This window comes from Pseudomonas sp. G166, from assembly GCF_037027455.2.
GTDB lineage: Bacteria > Pseudomonadota > Gammaproteobacteria > Pseudomonadales > Pseudomonadaceae > Aquipseudomonas.
The window spans coordinates 5696297-5711290 of the sequence record NZ_CP146985.1 but is presented as its reverse complement, the minus strand read 5'-3'; the positions used below and the strand labels follow the sequence as shown (position 1 = coordinate 5711290).

The 14994-nt window shown below is 58.3% G+C and carries 10 protein-coding genes; 1 reads left to right on the top strand and 9 read right to left on the bottom strand.

Going from position 1 to position 14994, the window contains the following annotated elements:
- Positions 1 to 100: 100 nt before the first annotated feature.
- From SGN16_RS25280 to SGN16_RS25255, 6 genes are all read right to left on the bottom strand, one after another.
- A complete protein-coding gene (locus tag SGN16_RS25280; RefSeq protein WP_335945978.1) occupies positions 101 to 793 on the bottom strand; it encodes a GntR family transcriptional regulator in 693 nt (230 codons plus the stop codon).
- Between the two features lie 22 nt (positions 794 to 815).
- Complete coding sequence (locus SGN16_RS25275) at positions 816 to 1520, bottom strand: FadR/GntR family transcriptional regulator (RefSeq protein ID WP_335945977.1); 705 nt, start codon at positions 1518 to 1520, stop codon at positions 816 to 818.
- 59 nt (positions 1521 to 1579) lie between these two features.
- The gene (locus SGN16_RS25270; RefSeq protein WP_210641071.1) at positions 1580 to 2893 is read right to left on the bottom strand and encodes a C4-dicarboxylate transporter DctA; all 1314 of its coding nucleotides are present in this window, start codon (positions 2891 to 2893) and stop codon (positions 1580 to 1582) included.
- Positions 2894 to 3198: 305 nt separating this feature from the next.
- Positions 3199 to 3738, bottom strand: coding sequence for a hypothetical protein (locus SGN16_RS25265; protein ID WP_335945976.1), 540 nt, complete (start codon positions 3736 to 3738; stop codon positions 3199 to 3201).
- Positions 3739 to 3962: 224 nt separating this feature from the next.
- Positions 3963 to 5216, bottom strand: coding sequence for a serine hydroxymethyltransferase (gene glyA / locus SGN16_RS25260; RefSeq protein ID WP_047230150.1), 1254 nt, complete (start codon positions 5214 to 5216; stop codon positions 3963 to 3965).
- 250 nt (positions 5217 to 5466) lie between these two features.
- On the bottom strand, positions 5467 to 9315 hold the full coding sequence (locus SGN16_RS25255) for a bifunctional diguanylate cyclase/phosphodiesterase (protein WP_210641068.1): 3849 nt from the start codon (positions 9313 to 9315) through the stop codon (positions 5467 to 5469).
- A gap of 271 nt (positions 9316 to 9586) precedes the next feature.
- Between SGN16_RS25255 and ettA the strand changes: the two genes are divergently transcribed.
- Positions 9587 to 11251, top strand: a complete 1665-nt coding sequence (gene ettA, locus SGN16_RS25250; RefSeq protein WP_123344840.1) for an energy-dependent translational throttle protein EttA — start codon at positions 9587 to 9589, stop codon at positions 11249 to 11251.
- Positions 11252 to 11330: 79 nt separating this feature from the next.
- Here the strand turns inward: ettA and lanM are convergent, their stop codons facing one another.
- From lanM to SGN16_RS25235, 3 genes are all read right to left on the bottom strand, one after another.
- A complete protein-coding gene (gene lanM, locus SGN16_RS25245) occupies positions 11331 to 14402 on the bottom strand; it encodes a type 2 lanthipeptide synthetase LanM (protein ID WP_335945975.1) in 3072 nt (1023 codons plus the stop codon).
- Positions 14403 to 14486: 84 nt separating this feature from the next.
- Positions 14487 to 14645: a hypothetical protein gene (locus SGN16_RS25240; RefSeq protein ID WP_178084281.1), complete on the bottom strand. Its 159-nt coding sequence runs from the start codon at positions 14643 to 14645 to the stop codon at positions 14487 to 14489.
- A 79-nt stretch (positions 14646 to 14724) separates the two neighbouring features.
- Positions 14725 to 14883 (bottom strand): hypothetical protein, encoded by a 159-nt coding sequence (locus SGN16_RS25235; protein WP_210641062.1) that lies wholly within the window; start codon positions 14881 to 14883, stop codon positions 14725 to 14727.
- Positions 14884 to 14994 lie beyond the last annotated feature (111 nt).

Genomic DNA, 14994 nt, shown 5'->3' with positions numbered 1-14994 from the left:
TCATGGCGAGGGAGCTTGCTTCCGCTGGGAGGCGTAGCCGCCCTCGCTTTTTGGCGGTTGCTGCGCGACCGAGCGGGAGCAAGCTCCCTCGCCACAACAGCTATCTGATCGTCAGCTTTTGCTCCAGATGGTCCAGGTGCTCGTCCATCAACCGCACTGCCTCATTAGCATTACCGCCTTCCACGGCCTCGACGATTGCCAGATGCTCCTGCCAGGCGCAATGCCTGCGGGACTTTATCTCGTGCCGCGCCAGGGCCAGCGAGGTCAATGGCACCAGGCTGCCGAGGAATTGCGCCAATGGCGCGTTACCGGCCATGGCCGCCAAGTGCAGGTGAAACTCGCCGGACAGGCGTATCGCCGGGCCGCGCTCGCCGCGATCCAGGCAGTGCTGTTCCTGTTCCACCAGCTCTCGCAGGCGCCGTAGATCCTGCGGTTGCGGTGCCTTGCAGGCCAGGCGCACCAGGGTCTGTTCGGCCAGGCGACGGGCGTGCAGGATCTGCCGCGTCTGTTCCAGGTCCGGCGCTGCGACTTGTGGTCGATGGTTCGGGCGCAGGATCACCACTTGCTGGTGAGACAGGCGCGCCAGGACGCGGCGAATGATGCTGCGGCTGACACCGAATACATCCCCCAGGCTTTCCTCGGTGAAACGGCTGGCCGGAGCAATACGTTGTTCGAGGATGGCATCGAAGATCCGCGGGTAGATATCGTCCACCGACGGTTTGCCGATCCGGCCGGGCAGAGGCAGGCCGGCGAGCACGTTGCAGTTATGTTGATGGGAAACGAGATTGTTCATGGCAGTCTCCGCGGGCCCTGGCTCAAGTGCCGAGGCTGTCGTCCGGAATATTCAGTTCGATGCCCATGCGCTGGCCTTCCCTGAGAATGTGCCGACGCATTTCAGCGCTGGCCTGGGCGCTGTTCTTGCCACGGATGGCGCGCACCACGGCTTCGTTCTCTTCCAGGCGTTCGGCCAGGTGCTCGGGCGAATTACGCAGTACATCAGCGCTTTGCTTGAGCGCGTTGCTGGTCTGCTGGACCACGTTCTGGAAGATTGGGTTGGAGGTCAGGGCAAACAGCTCTTCATGAAAAGCGATGTTGGCGTTGGCGCAGGCGTCGCTGTCGTTGGCTTCCAGGGCTTCGCGCATGTCCATGAGGGTCAGGCGCAACTGGCCGACTTCCTTGCTGCTGATGGACTGGGCCACAAGGCCGACGATGAAGGGCTCCAGGGTGTAGCGCAGTTGCAGCACATCTTCCAGGCTCGCACCGGCCATGGCACTGCTTTCACCGGCCGTATCGCTGAACGTGGCCTCCAGCACCACGACGCCCTTGCCGGGCATCGAGCGCACCAGTCCCAGGGTCTCCAGCACAATCACCGCTTCACGCAGACTTGGCCGGCTGATACCCAGTTGCTCGGCCAGTTCACGCTGACCGGGCAGCATGTCGCCCGAACGCCATTGGCCCCGGGCCAGGGCGGCACGGAGTTTCTCCACCACGGAATTGACGACGGTTGATGAACTGATCACATGTCACTCCTTGAAAATCACTTAGGCGGTGCCGGTTCGCGGGCCGGCACTGCGGTCTTTCAGAATTGCTGATGATGGGCGCTGCCCACCGGTTTTCTCGATTGAAAGGCATAACCTTGTTGGCCCGACAGTACTTTGCGCGCCCGAGGGACATCGATGTCTTTTTCCCAGCGGGCAATCGCCACGGTGGCCACGCAGTTGCCGATCAGGTTGGTCAGTGCGCGACCGATGCCCATGAACCAGTCCACGGCCAGCACCAGCACCAGGCCGACCACCGGGATCGCCGGGATCGCTGTCAGTGTGGCGGCCAGGATCACCAGCGCCGAGCCGGGAATCCCGTGAGCGCCCTTGGAGGTGATCAGCGACACCAGCAGGATGGTCAACAGATCGCTCAGGGCCAGGGGCGTACCGGTCGCGTTGGCAATGAAGACAATCGCCAAGGTCAGATAAATCGAAAAACCGTCGAGGTTGAACGAGTAACCGGTGGGAATGACCAAGCCCACGGTGGAGCTGCCGATCCCGAGGTGTTCGAGCTTGCGCATGATCTGTGGCAGCACGGCGTCGGACGAAGCAGTGCCGAGGACGATGAGCAGCTCTTCGCGCAGGTATTTGAGGAACGGCAGCATCGGCAGGCCCGACGCGCGCATGACCAGGCCCAGGATCACCGCGACAAAAGCGATGCAGGTCAGGTAGAACAGCCCGACGAGGCTGCCCAAGTGCTGCAACGAGTCCAGGCCGTATTTGCTGGTGGTGAAGGCAATGGCGCCGAACACGCCGATAGGGGCCAGGCGCACGATCATGCCCATGATGCGAAAAATCACGTGGCTGAGTTCGTTGATCAACCGCGAAATGCCGGAAGCCGCGTCGCCCACCAGATTCAACGCACTGCCGAACAGTACCGAGAACAGCAACACCTGCAGGATGTTGTTATCGGCGAACGCACCGATCACCGAAGTCGGAATCAGGTTCATGAGGAACTGAGTGGTGGTGACCATGTGTTGGCCACGCTGAGCGATATCCCCCATGTCTGCGCTGGAAAACTGCTCCAGATGAATGTTCGCGCCGCTGCCGATGCCGGTGCTGAAGGCCAGCACCAGGCCGAGGACCAGGGCGATGGTGGTGAGCACTTCGAAGTAAATCACCGACTTGAGACCAATGCGTCCGACCTTCTTCAGGTCGCCGGCACCGGAGATACCGCTGACCACCACGCAGAACACGATCAGGCCGATGAGCATCTTGATCAGCTTGATAAAGCCGTCGCCGAGGGGTTTGAGCTGTGCAGAGTATTCGGGAAGGGTAAGCCCGCAGACGATGCCGAGCACCAGTCCGAGGACAACTTGAAGGAAGATCGACCGCGAGCACCATTTGAGCATGGGAGGGATTCCTGGTTCGGTGTCCTTGTTCGTCGGCGCTGGGCCGTTGGCGTCAGGACTTCACTATTGTGGTCTTACCGGTTTGTCCAGTGCAGGCGCAGTCTAGGCGCGGTTTTTCAGGGGATGCAAGCTGAATTGCGGGGTTTTGGCTTTACCGGTCTTACCAGTTCTGATGAAACCCCTGTGCTTGAGCCTTTTCTTCCAATTAAAAAATTTTGCAGCCGGTCAACCTGACGCAGCCCCTGGGGCGAGGGGACAAACCTCTCGTCACAGGGGCTACCTGGTTTCATGTTTTTGGGCGGGCCCTACACTCCTTCACGCAGGCTCAAGATGAAAGTTATCTTTGACTTTTCTTCGGTCTCGGCAAGATAAATATAAGGCGACCCGCGCATTCTTAATCCACCGACATATTTATTAGTCGCGGTCATGAGCGAGATGGGGGGGTGCTGGGTGTTGATACTTTTTCGTGTGATGATGTTTTGTTGATGATCGATAAGGAGGAAACGCGTCGGATTAACAGTGTTTGAATTCTGTGCGCCAAGCACTTCAAGCCAGCTCTTGCTAATCAGTTTGTTATGGTATTCCCCGGGGTTTTTCAGGGTCAGGATGTAGCCATTGGGCGTAGGCTGGAAATGCAGCATCAATGGGGTGCAGTCCACGCCCTGGGCTTCGGCGCGCATGCCGAGCAGGTGTGAGTGATCATGGGTTTGCGGTTTGCCGGTAAAGAATCCACCGCTGAATGAACTGACGGTCGCCATCGCGGGTTTGCCATGCAGCGTTTCAAGTAGATTTACGTGGGCGTCAAACATATTAAGTGTTGCATGAAAAGATTGTTCACTGTCCATGTGATAATTGAATCCTGTATTGAGTTGTGAGGTGGAGCGAGCTGGATATTATTGATTTATTGATTGTCGGTGGTGTTATCTGTATTGCAGAAAGTTAAGTGCGGTGGCGAGCGTTGCATGGGATTGCGGGTAACTTGGTTAATTGGCCTTGTCTGGTTGACGACTAATAAAAAAGGCCCGCATCTTTCGATGCGGGCCTTTTTAACTACGGTCTGGCGGGCTGATTAAGCGCCGTATACCGGCAACTTCTTGCAGATAGCCTTGACCTTCTCACGAACAGCGTCGATCACAGCTTCGTTGTTCAGGTCAGCCAGGATGTCGCAGATCCAGCCGGCCAGTTCCTTGCACTCGGCTTCCTTGAAACCGCGGGTGGTTACGGCTGGGGTGCCGAAGCGCAGGCCCGAGGTGACGAACGGAGAGCGTGGGTCGTTTGGCACCGAGTTCTTGTTCACGGTGATGAACGCCTTGCCCAGCGCCGCGTCAGCGTCTTTACCGGAGATGTCCTGTTTGATCAGGGACAGCAGGAACAGGTGGTTCTCGGTACCGCCGGAGACCACGTCGAAGCCGCGTTCGATGAACACGCCGGCCATGGCCTTGGCGTTTTTCACCACTTGCTGTTGGTAAGCCTTGAACTCAGGTTGCAGGGCTTCCTTGAAGCAGATCGCCTTGGCGGCGATCACGTGTTCCAGTGGGCCGCCCTGGGCACCCGGGAAGACAGCGGAGTTCAGCTTCTTCTCGATGTCGGCGTTGGCGCGAGCCAGGATCAGGCCGCCACGTGGGCCGCGCAGGGTTTTGTGGGTGGTGGTGGTGACCACGTCGGCGAATGGCACCGGGTTCGGGTAGACGCCGGCGGCGACCAGGCCCGCAACGTGAGCCATGTCCACGAACAGGTAGGCACCGACCTTGTCGGCGATTTCGCGGAAGCGTGGGAAGTCGAGGATCTGCGAGTAGGCAGAGAAACCGGCCACGATCATCTTCGGCTTGTGTTCCAGAGCCAGGCGCTCGACTTCGTCGTAGTCGATCAGGCCATTGCCGTCGATGCCGTACTGGATAGCGTTGTACAGCTTGCCGGAGGAGGAAACGCTGGCGCCGTGGGTCAGGTGACCGCCGTGGGCCAGGCTCATGCCCAGGATGGTGTCACCGGCCGACAGCAGCGCCAGGTAGACAGCGGCGTTGGCTTGGGAACCGGCGTGGGGCTGGACGTTGGCGTAGTCGGCACCGAACAGCTCCTTGGCACGGTCGATGGCCAGTTGCTCGACCACATCGACGAACTCGCAACCGCCGTAGTAGCGCTTGCCTGGGTAGCCTTCGGCGTATTTGTTGGTCAGTACCGAGCCTTGAGCTTCCATCACCGCAGGGCTGGTGTAGTTTTCCGAAGCGATCAGCTCAATGTGCTCTTCCTGGCGCTGAGCTTCTTGCTCCATGGCGGCAAAGAGATCGGCGTCGTACTTGGCAATAGTCAAATCACGGCTGAACATGGCGGTCCTCAAGGATCGGGGGCAGAAAAGGGGGGCATTCTAACCCAACCGGTTTTGGAAGGCATATGAAAGGACATCATGTCGCGGACGAATGGGGTTCAAGCAGGGCTTGGCGTCACCTGTACCGGCCTCATCGCGAGCTTGCTCGCTCCCACAGGGGGTCTGTGGCGTCTGTGGATTCCAAGGGCAACCAAAAACAATTGTGGGAGCGAGCAAGCTCGCGATGAAGCCAGTCCAGGCAGCAGAAATTTCAGTCGAGCATGAACAACGCATCATTGCTGAACTGCGCTTCAAACCGATTAGCCGGCATCGGCCGGCCGAACAGGTAGCCCTGGACCTCGTCGCAGCCGTGCTCGCGCAGAAAGTCCAATTGCTCGTGGGTCTCGACGCCTTCGGCGATCACTGCCAGGTTGAGGCTATGGGCCATGGCGATGATTGCCCGGGCGATCTGGGCGTCCTGCTCGCCGGAGGGCAGGCCGTCGACAAAGGTGCGGTCGATCTTCAGCACATCGATGGGGAATTGCTTGAGGTAGTTGAGCGACGAATAACCGGTGCCGAAGTCATCCACCGCAATGCTCAACCCGAGGTTTTTCAAGCCGTCGAGGATCTGCATCGCCTCGCTGACTTCACGCATCAGGATACTTTCGGTCAGTTCCAGCTCCAGGCAGGCTGGCGGCAGACCGGTGCTGCGCAGGATATTGGCGATGCGCGTGCCGAGCTGGCCGTCGGAAAACTGCCGGGCGGAAATGTTGACCGAGACCTTCGGCACCCGGACCTTGGCCTGGTGCCAGGTCCTGAGTTGGCGACAGGCCTCGCTGATGACCCAGTCGCCGACGTCCACCACCAGCCCGAGTTCTTCGAGCACCGGAATGAAGTCCCCCGGCGGCACCAGTCCGCGTCGTGGATGACGCCAGCGCAGCAGGGCCTCGGTGCCGGTCAAACGTTTGCCATCACCGCTGAACTGCGGCTGGTAATACAGCACGAACTCGTTCTGCTCCAGGGCATGGCGCAGGTCGCTTTCCAGCTCCAGGCGCTCCAGGGCGCTGGCGTTCATGTCGGCCTGGTAGAACTGGAAGTTGTTCTTGCCTCGCTCCTTGGCGTGGTACATGGCGGTGTCGGCGTTTTTCATCAACTGGCTCAGCTCGTTGCCGTCCTGGGGGCTCAGGGCGATACCGATACTGGCGGTGACGAAGAACTCCCGACCTTCGAGCACGAAGGGTCGGACCAGGCTGGCGAGGATCTGTTCGGCCACGGTAATGGCCCGGTTCAATGCCATTTCCCGACTGGCGCGCGGTTGCAGCAGCAGGGTGAATTCGTCGCCGCCCATGCGCGCCACGGTGTCGTCGTCGGCCACGCAGCCGAGCAGGCGCGTGGCCATCTCCTTGAGCATCCGGTCGCCGGCGGCATGGCCCAGGGAGTCGTTGATCGGTTTGAAACGGTCCAGGTCGAGGAACATCAACACGACCCAAGTCTTCTGCCGCTCGGCCGATTGCAGCGCGGTGTGCAGGCGGTCCTGGAACAGCGTGCGGTTGGGCAGGTGGGTCAGGGCGTCGTAGTAGGCCAGGCGATGGATCCGTTGCTCGCTGGCCTTGCGCTCGCTGATGTCGCTGAAAAAACACACATAGCTGGCCAGGTCGCCTTCGTCGTCCAGCACCGCTGTGATGCCGACCCAAGCCGGGTAATGTTCGCCATTGCGGCGCTTGAGCCAGACTTCGCCCTCCCAGGTGCTGTGCTGTTGCAGCTGCTTGAGCACGTAGCGCAAGTGGGCTTCCTGCTGCTCGTCCACGGTCAGCATGTTGGGCAGTTGGTCCAGCACTTGCGACACTGCATAACCACTGACGCGGCTGAAGGCTTCGTTGGCCTGGACGATGTAGCCGGCCGGGTCGGTGATCAGGATCGCCGAGGTCGAATGTTCGAACACCGTGGCGGCCATGCGCAGGTCTTTTTCGGCGCGTCGCTGCTGGCTGATATCGCGACCCACGCCGAGCACGCCTTCGAACGCGCCGTTTTCATCCCACACCAGCACCAGTCGCAGTTCGATGGGGATCTTGCGTCCGTCGGCGCGCAGACAGTCGAACAGGAACAGCTGGGTTTGCATCTGGTTGCGCAGCTCGGCCAATTGTTCGGGCTTGTCGAGGGCCTTGCTGACCCGGTCCATCAGGGTGTAGATGCCGGTCAGCTGCTGTGGATTGGCGATGGTCGATTGCCAGCCGTTCTGGAAGATCCAATCGGCGGTGTAGCCCAGCACTGCCTGTACCGACGGGCTGACATAGTTGAGCGAGAGCTTGTTGTCGGTGGAGAAAATCACATCGCTGATGCTTTCAGCGAGCATCCGGTAGCGTTGTTCGCTGTCACGCAGCGATTCACTGGCCTCGATCTGCTCGGTGATGTCCTTGGCGACGCCGATGATCCGTGTCACCTGGTCGTAGCGGTCCCGGGCCAGGGCCTGTTCACGGATGTCGAAACGCCGCCATTTGCCATTGCGATGACGAAAGCGCAGCTGGCATTGCAGCAGTTGCGCGTAACCGGCCCGGCGTTGTTCCTGGCGCAGGCAATGGTAATGATCGGCGTCTTCGCTGTGCAGCAGGATTTCCCAGAAGTACTCGCCCATCTGTTGCAGCTCGGTGCGGTCGTACCCCAGGGTCTGGCCCAGGTGATGGTTGCTGAAGATCATCCGCTGGCTGATGACGTCCTGCACGTAGAGATGATCCGGTACGGTGCGCACCACGTCGGACCAGAAGCCTTCTCGTTCAAGCAGCGAGAGCTCGATCAGCTTGCGGCTGGTGATGTCGCTGATGCTGAGGATGACGGCGTTATAGTCTTGCTGTCTTTCCGGCAGGCGCAGTACCAGCCACAGGTGCTGATCACGGCCATGGGCGTCCTGGAGCCTGATTTCCAGCTCCAGTTGCTTGTGTTGGTCGAGCAGTGCTTCGAGCAGCTTCGAACCAACGGGGTTGTGGTCCTGCGCACCCTTGCCGACCAGCAGTTGCCAGGCCTGATCGCAGGAGTCGACGTTGAGCAGCTTCAACGCCATCTGGTTGACTTCGGTGACGTGAACTTCCTGGCGCAATTGCTCGATTTGATGAGAGGTTTTCATCCAAGCGCGCAATTGATCGCCATTGTGCAAGCCGGCCCGCTCAAAAAAGGCCTTGAGCCCCGACAGATCGAGCACGCACAGGGCCACGCCAGTGCCTTCGAAAATATCCTGGTAGCGACGACGACCTTCGTGCAGTTGGCGCTGGCGCCGGCGCATGCTCAGCAGGGCAATCACCGGCAACAACGAAAACGCCAGGCCCAGCAGGCATTTGCCGACGAAGGCCGGCAGCAGTTGTTCGATCACCTGGCGACGGTCGAACAGCCCGCGCAGCTGCCAGTCGCTGCTGCTCAAGGGCACGGTCAGCACGGTGTTGTTCAGGTCATCCGGCGATAGACGGGTAGCGCTGGCCGAGGGCAGCCCTTCGTCGCGACTGATGATCTGTTGGTTGAGGCGGTTTTCCACCAGCCACAGCGGGCGCAAGCCGACATCGACCTGTTTGGTCAGGGTCGAGAAAAAGCTTGGGTTCAGGCGCAGGGCCCAATAACCGCGGGTGCTGCCGGTGGCCTGGTGCAACAGCAGGTGCACCACGGAACCGTCTTCTGCGTTGCTGAAATAGTGCGCCTGGGCATGACTTCGGCGTACCAGTTCACCCAGGTAGTCAGCGTCCTGGCTCTGGGCATCGCTGTCACTGAGTACTTTGCCGGAGGGGCTCAGCAATGCCAGGCTACGCAGCTCGGGCAACGATTGCTGGAGTTTGCGCAACAGGGCCTGCTGTTCGTCGGCCGTTTGCGGTTGTTCGACGATGGGTAGCAGGTTGAGGGCGATTTGCGCGTTCAGGGCCATGTTCAGGCTGACTTGCGCGGCCAGATCGGCGGTGTAGTCGATAGTGTATTGGCGCTGTTGCTGCTGGGTTTCGCGCAGTTGGTCGAGTAACTGCCAGAAGAGTAATCCGAGCAACAGCAGCACCAGCGTGGCCAGTGCGCCTTTCAATGTCCCGCGCAGGGGGGAGCCGGGCACAGCAGCCGGTGCGCGTGGGGACAGGGTCGGCGTGACTTTGGACAAGCTGTAATCCTGCAGTTTGCTGGACTGGCGCGACGTGCACTATAAGCCGGACGCCCGAAGGGCGGCTAGCATGCCTTGAGTTGTGGCAAAGTGCCAGTCCCTGGCGGCTGGACCTTGACGGACGGTTGAGGTAGCTTTGCCGGTCAAACAAGAGCGCTCCGGCTCCAGACTCCCAGGCTTTAACTGCCCGCAGGCATTGATGACCATCAAGTGCCTGCGCTGTGCATGGCCTGGCTCGTTCTTTTCACCTGTCACTGACGCTAGGTTCACCATGGCTCAATACGTCTTCACCATGCATCGGCTGAGCAAAGTTGTTCCGCCGAAGCGGGAAATCCTGAAAAATATTTCACTCTCGTTCTTCCCCGGCGCCAAGATCGGCGTGCTGGGTCTCAACGGTTCGGGTAAGTCCACGTTGCTGAAAATCATGGCCGGCGTCGATAACGAATTCGACGGCGAAGCCCGTCCGATGCCGGACCTGAACATCGGCTACCTGCCTCAAGAGCCTCAGCTGGACCCGACCAAGACCGTGCGTGAAGTGGTCGAGGAAGCGGTCAGCGTGATCAAGGACGCCCAGGCGCGCCTGGATGAGGTCTACGCTGCCTACGCCGAGCCGGATGCCGATTTCGACAAGCTGGCTGCCGAACAGGCCAAGCTCGAAGCGATCCTGCAGGCCAGCGATGGCCACAACCTGGACCGTCAGCTGGAAGTCGCCGCCGATGCGCTGCGCCTGCCGGCCTGGGACGCTAAGGTCGAACACCTGTCCGGCGGTGAAAAACGCCGTGTGGCCCTGTGCCGGCTGCTGCTGTCCGCCCCGGACATGCTGCTGCTCGACGAACCGACCAACCACCTGGACGCCGACTCCGTCGCCTGGCTCGAACACTTCCTGCACGATTTCCCGGGCACCGTGGTCGCGATTACGCACGACCGTTACTTCCTCGATAACGTCGCCGGCTGGATCCTGGAACTGGACCGTGGCGCGGGTATCCCGTACGAAGGCAACTATTCGGGCTGGCTGGAAGCCAAGTCCGATCGTCTGGCCCAGGAATCCAAGCAGCAGTCGGCCCATGAAAAAGCCATGAAGGAAGAACTGGAGTGGGTGCGCAAAGGCGCCAAGGCCCGCCAGTCCAAATCCAAGGCGCGTCTGCAGCGCTTCGAGGAAATGCAGTCCCAGGAATTCCAGAAGCGCAGCGAAACCAACGAGATCTACATTCCGGCCGGTCCGCGCCTGGGTGACAAGGTCATCGAGTTCAAGAACGTCACCAAGGGCTATGGCGATCGCGTGCTGATCGACAACCTGTCGTTCTCCATGCCCAAAGGCGCCATCGTCGGTGTGATCGGTGGTAACGGCGCGGGTAAATCCACGCTGTTCCGCATGCTGATGGGCAAGGAAACACCGGATTCGGGCAGCATCGAAATCGGTGAAACCGTGCAATTGGCCTGCGTCGACCAGAGCCGCGAAGACCTGGACGGCAGCAAGACCGTGTTCCAGCAGATCTCCGACGGTTCCGACCAGATCCGCATCGGCAACTATGAAATTCCGTCGCGCACCTACGTGGGCCGCTTCAACTTCAAGGGCGGCGACCAGCAGAAGTTCGTCAAGGACCTGTCCGGTGGTGAGCGCGGTCGCTTGCACCTGGCGTTGACCTTGAAGGAGGGTGGCAACGTCCTGCTGCTCGACGAACCGTCCAACGACCTCGACGTCGAAACCCTGCGTTCCCTGGAAGAAGCCCTGCTGGACTTCCCGGGCGCCGCCATTGTGATCTCCCACGATCGGTGGTTCCTTGACCGCGTGGCGACCCACATCCTGGCGTACGAAGACGACTCGCAAGCGGTGTTCTTCGAAGGTAACTACACCGAGTACGAAGCCGATCGCAAGAAACGTCTCGGCGAAGCGGCCGCCCAACCGCACCGTGTACGGCACAAGAAACTGGCCTGATTCGCGGTCAGTTGCATAAAAAACGGAGCCTTCGAAAGGCTCCGTTTTTTTATGCATGCAAATCCATTGTGGGGGCTGTCTATGCTGGTGTCGCGAAATCGAGCGAGAGAATGTTGGGAAGCGTCGGATCCATCTGGTACAGCAAGGCATAGCCCGCCCCTGCGATTCCAGTCAGCAGACTGACATCGGGCACCCGATCACTGTCGAGAGAGGGCCCTTCGAAAAATTGCCGGGAGACTTCGTCAAGTGCCTCTCTGACTCTGTTCATACCCTCGGGGTTATCTGAATGCCGATACAGGTCATACAGGCAGAGCAGATTGCCGAAGTCGCCATGGCACAGGTTGTAGCCCTCGCCAAACCCGTGTTGCCAGAGATTGTTCTCGCATCGCTGTATATCGTCGAGCACGGTCTGCCTGGTCGCTTCATCCAGGGCGTCCCCCATCGACTCCATGAGCTGTCGTCTGGCGATGAGGATGCCTCCGTCGCCGTGGCACCACTTGGACGTATGGTCCGCCGGCCCGAGGTTGCGCAGGTCCAGCCAGAAACCATCCCGACTCAAGCGATTTTCACCCACGAGTACCTGGATGGCCAAAGGCACCAGCGTCGCATCGCCGGTCACGTCATAGGCTTTGCACAGGGCATGGATGACGCCCGAGAGGCCGTGGGACAAGCCTGTCAGAATGACAGAGCGGTCATCGCGTCGCAGAAGCTGGCCGTCTTCAATCAGGATTTGGTCTTTTATGTAGTCGACCATGCGTTGTATGGCCGGCAACACGTCCTCCTGTGCCGATAACGCATGGATATTGGCCAGTAGTGTCACCGCCCCACAACAACCTCCCAGGAAGTCGAAATCATAGTGTTCAGGAGGCACTTCAATCAGCTGGGTCAGCAGGCCGGCAATTTTTTCATCGTGACTGGCGTCTCCAGTGACCTGGCGACGATTGATGAGCAGATAGATGTAAGACCCCAGCCCGTGATACGCACTGACCGTCAAATCGGTTTTGAAAAAGCCGAAGCGTTGTTCCAGTGAGTCCAGAACCTGATCCATGCGCGATAGAAAGCGCGGTTTGCCGCTCACTTTAAACAGGCTCAGGTAAAACAACCCAATCCCGGCGATACCGGAGTACAGCCCGTGATCCATTGGCGAGGGGTATTTTCTCTGAGTCGTGGGGTGCATATGGAAAGACAGCCAGCTTACATCCTCTGCTGCGCCCACTATCGCGAGTTCCTCGAGGCGGGAACTGATGCTCAGAATCGCGTCGAGGGGCTTCTTTTCACGGTTCGCCAGCGTTTGCTTGATAAGCGATGGTGGATGTCCATTCGGTTCTGGGAACAAACAGATTTCGAGCAAGGTGCGTTGCAAGGCCCAGTCTTTGTGGGACAGGTTGGCTATTTTCTGTAGGCAGCTTTCCAGCGGGGGCTCCACGGCCGCCATCGGTATTGTTTCACCCTGTGCGCTCGTAAAATAGTTGGCGTTCAGCGGCATGGTAAAGCACGGAATGCTGGACCTTTGCAGGTCGGCTATTTCATAGCGGGGAATGCCCTTTTCCCGATAGGGTTCTTTCAAATCTTTCCACAAGGTCGCGAGCAGGAGTTCTCTGTCGAGCATGTTCTGCATGAAGCGCGGGTGACGGATCAGCCCGATGAAGTCAGCGTAGCGTTGAGAGTTTTTCAGCAACACCCGGGTCGACAGTTCGCCTGCGGCTTGTTCAAGCTTCTGCATGATCGCGTGCCGGTGAACCATGAGTCTGCCATAGGCATATTCAAAGCCTTGGAGAAGCTCTGCTTTATAAGCTTGGGGCCCCTTGCGCTCACTCTGCAAAAGCGGCAAGTGTTTTTGCATCAGGTGGTGTTCGAATTCGACTTTACGCAGATGATAAAAACCACCGTCGAAAACCAGGGAATGGCGGGTTGAGATGAATAAGGCTTGTCGGGTCAGACCACTTTGGTCGTTATTGAGTTGCTGTGAAAAGGGTACGAAGCCGCTGGAACATATCGACCGCTGGACCAATTTAAAGCTATTGGACAGTGCGCAGCCAGCGGGCAGGTCAGTGAGCAGGTCGCTGGTGGAAGCCGTGAACAAGCACTCGAGGTCGATCATGACCGGACTGTTGCCGCACGCGATAATGTTTTCGTAGTGAAAGTCGATCCCATTCAATGCATGGATGACGGCTATTTGTGCCCCCATTTTTTCATAGAACAGTCCAACGTCCGCTTCGCTGTCACAAGGTAGGTTGTCGATTTTCTCTACCCAGCTATGTCGCTCGCGGCTGAGGATCCGTGGGGTGTGGATAGAAAAACAATCCGCGCCTGTCCACTCACGCAACTTTCCAAGAAGACGATAGAAAAAAATCGCCTCCCGGTTTGCTCTTGGCTTGTAGACCAATGAAGTCGTGCTGATCTTGACTTGGCAGACCGTTTCGCCGCGACCATGGGGGTCACCCAGGCCAAGCTCGATAGCCTCGATTTTCCGGGACGGAATCGAAAATTCCCGCACCAGCGCTTCAGCATCGTCGGCGAAGTTGTGAATGACTGCATAAAGGTAATGGAGGGTGTCTTCCAGCAGATCAAACAGCAGTGTCGCTAGAACTGGGTAGGATTCGAAGAATGTCAGCAGCGGCAACGTGCGCAGATGCTCATTGAATCCGTTCAAGTCAATGTCATCACCGTTCGCAATCCGTGTATTCAAATAATGGACCAGGCTCTGCTCCGCCGTGCGTTCAACCCGGGCCAGGACATAGCGTTCAAGGCTTGCAAACAACGCGGGTTCATCAATGTGCGTTGACGCATTCAAATAGCGCTCATCTGCCTTGAAGGCGTCGACGAAATAAAGAAAAAAACGATAGCTGAACCAATAAAAATTATCCGTGCCGCCTGAGCTTTCTTTTGTTTCGACATTAATGCTGTCGAGGCGAGCAAGCTTATCCTTGAGGGCATTCAAGGCGGTTTCGCCAGCGGCGGGCAAGCACTGCTGGTTGATAGGTTCCTTGATATAAGAGATCAGCTGCTCCCTGTTCAACCCAAAGTGATTCAGCAAGGTTTGGTCGTCAGCATGCAGACGGGTCAGGTTGTTTTCAAAAAGGGCGATGTCGCCGTCGGAAGAATATCTGCACTTCCCACGCTGATCCAACTTCAAAGCGTTAACAAGCATGCCGTAGCTCCTGGCATGGATAGAGCAGGCGATGCCTGCTCTATGTTTAAAAGTGTTGCCTGTATGGTGATAAGTTAACCGGGATTAACACATGATTGTTGAGCATTCAATGGCGGTGCACGTTCCAAAGGTATTGCATTCCATTGTTGTTACCAGCATTCCGCCGATGTTGTTGGCGGGCGCTTGGTAAGCGTCGAATTCGAGATAGAAGTCACCGGACATGTTCAGGATTTTTTCGCTCATGGTATTTCCTCATCAATGATAGGCGATGCCTGCTCTATGTTTATAGATGTTGCCTGTTTCGATGATTAGTTAACCGGAGTTAACAGCCGAGTGTCGAACATTCAATGACGGTGCAGCCGCCAAAGGTGTAACATTCCATCGAGGTTACCAGCATTTCCCCGATGTTGCTGGCGGGCGCTTGGTAGGCGTCGAATTCGAGATAGAAGTCACCGGACATGTTCAGGATTTTTTCGCTCATGGTATTGCCTCATCAATTATTAAACATCACGTACAGTGACTTGTGGTCAATCGGAAACCAGTCATTGCGCCCGAACTGTAGGATGTGAAATGAAGTTTTTTATGAATGGGA

Excerpts from the sequence above, each read along its gene's own strand:
- SGN16_RS25280 (WP_335945978.1), bottom strand. The coding sequence starts at position 793 with ATGAACAATCTCGTTTCCCATCAACATAACTGCAACGTGCTCGCCGGC.
- SGN16_RS25270 (WP_210641071.1), bottom strand. The coding sequence starts at position 2,893 with ATGCTCAAATGGTGCTCGCGGTCGATCTTCCTTCAAGTTGTCCTCGGA.
- SGN16_RS25265 (WP_335945976.1), bottom strand. The coding sequence starts at position 3,738 with ATGGACAGTGAACAATCTTTTCATGCAACACTTAATATGTTTGACGCC.
- glyA (WP_047230150.1), bottom strand. The coding sequence starts at position 5,216 with ATGTTCAGCCGTGATTTGACTATTGCCAAGTACGACGCCGATCTCTTT.
- ettA (WP_123344840.1), top strand. The coding sequence starts at position 9,587 with ATGGCTCAATACGTCTTCACCATGCATCGGCTGAGCAAAGTTGTTCCG.
- lanM (WP_335945975.1), bottom strand. The coding sequence starts at position 14,402 with ATGCTTGTTAACGCTTTGAAGTTGGATCAGCGTGGGAAGTGCAGATAT.
- SGN16_RS25240 (WP_178084281.1), bottom strand. The coding sequence starts at position 14,645 with ATGAGCGAAAAAATCCTGAACATGTCCGGTGACTTCTATCTCGAATTC.
- SGN16_RS25235 (WP_210641062.1), bottom strand. The coding sequence starts at position 14,883 with ATGAGCGAAAAAATCCTGAACATGTCCGGTGACTTCTATCTCGAATTC.